Origin of the sequence: Okeania hirsuta (assembly GCF_003838195.1) — a bacterium.
Lineage (GTDB): Bacteria > Cyanobacteriota > Cyanobacteriia > Cyanobacteriales > Microcoleaceae > Okeania > Okeania hirsuta.
Genome location: NZ_RCBY01000562.1, coordinates 1 through 1584, shown reverse-complemented (window position 1 = coordinate 1584; position 1584 = coordinate 1). Strand labels below are relative to the sequence as shown.

The window sequence follows — 1584 nt, the reverse complement described above, 5'->3', positions numbered from 1 at the left end:
CACCTTGGTGGACGGCTCGCTGCGGTACAGGCCATCGATTGGCCGCTGGGCAGTACCGGGCGTCTAGGCGGCTGCACAGCTACTGCTGGGTGCGCACTGTTGGTCTTTTGACCACCAGTATTCCACACTCGGCTCACTAGTGCTATTGTTCTCCCGTGTATCTATCATCATGTCTGTTTCCATTTCCACATTTATCAGTGCTTATCCCCTAGTTGGCTTTTCAGGCTCTAGGGCTCCCTCTACTCCCTTGGCTACAGCTTGTTCCCAGGTACTATCCACCATGCCTAGTATTCCCGTAGCTGTTGGCTGTGCTTCCGGCATCGATCAGCTCGTTCGGCAGGCTTTTCCTCAGGCTCGAGTGTTCACGGCTGCTAGCCAGCATCCTGGTGCTTTAGCAGCGCGGTCTGGCCAGCTGGTCCGGTTCATTGCTACTAGCGGCGGTTGCCTGCTAGTCTTCCCCGCTGGGCCATGTCCTCGTGCTGTTCGCGTCTCTAGAGTTTCCAGGGTTACGGCTCCGGCAGTTGGGGTACTTGTGCATGGCTCGTTTAGGCTTCCGGTTCTAGTCTGCGCTTTGTGTGCCTGTGGCAGCTGCAGGCTGGGGCGGGGCCATTTGCGCCTTATTCAGTGGCAGCAGGGTGCTAGTGCTCAGCAGGCTGGCTGTAGGTGGTTTGGTCGCGCTCTCAGCCTCAGTTCTTGCATAGTTTCATCTATCGCGAGTGGCCTTCCCTTTAGGGGAACACTGGGCCGGGCTGGTCTAGCTACGGTGTTTTGGACGCTCCATGCAAGGTGTTTTCCACCTGCTCAATGCTAGCTACTTTAGCGGATTTTATAAACGAGTTATTGCCTCACCGACTGGTTGTTGGGATGGGAGATACTCTTAACCGCCTTCTGTCTTCTCCCATCTAGGATCCTTATTCCTAAAACCTCCATCTTTTCTACTGTATATTTTTGGCTTGAGCTGCGACGTTTTAAACCACTTCTTTTTTGGACCCACGCCACCCAATTGAATTGCATAGACCGTATTCCCTTTCTGCGTGTAGCGTATATCTTCAGAACTTAGTTTGTCTAGGCCTACCTTAATTGCTCCATAATCATTCCATTCGTCTTCAGCATTGCGTTTTAGCTTAGTTGTACCTTGCCCAAATTCCACAAATGGGCGTGTATCATAAATCGCTTCTCCATATAACTTTAGCCAGTGACCAATCTTCTCCATGGCTGAGACTTGTTCTACGGGAATGATGCCTGCTGCGGTTGGAGCTGCTGACAAGATCATGACTCCATTTTTACTTACTACCTCGGCTAGGATTCGAATGGCTTGCTGCGGGTCTATCGCTGGTCGTTTGTCCTTGTTGTAGCCCCATGAACTACCTTTCACCATGGATTTCATTTATACTTCTATCCTCAAAATGATGGGGCCGTAACTCGACCGGTTAGTAAGTTTTCATGGGTCTATGATAGCGTAGAAGTCCCCCAAGATTCGATATATGATCAACTATATGGTCGAACCACCTATGAAGAGGAATGTAATATCTGGCTACAAAAACTCAATGAAGTAATTGAAGCACATTGCCCCGATTACATCTG

General features: G+C 50.3%; 1 protein-coding gene. It reads right to left on the bottom strand.

Annotation, left to right across the window (positions count from 1 at the left end):
* Nucleotides 1-877: 877 nt before the first annotated feature.
* On the bottom strand, nucleotides 878-1378 hold the full coding sequence (locus tag D5R40_RS32850; protein ID WP_161565178.1) for an alpha-L-fucosidase: 501 nt from the start codon (nucleotides 1376-1378) through the stop codon (nucleotides 878-880).
* Between the last annotated feature and the right edge of the window lie 206 nt (nucleotides 1379-1584).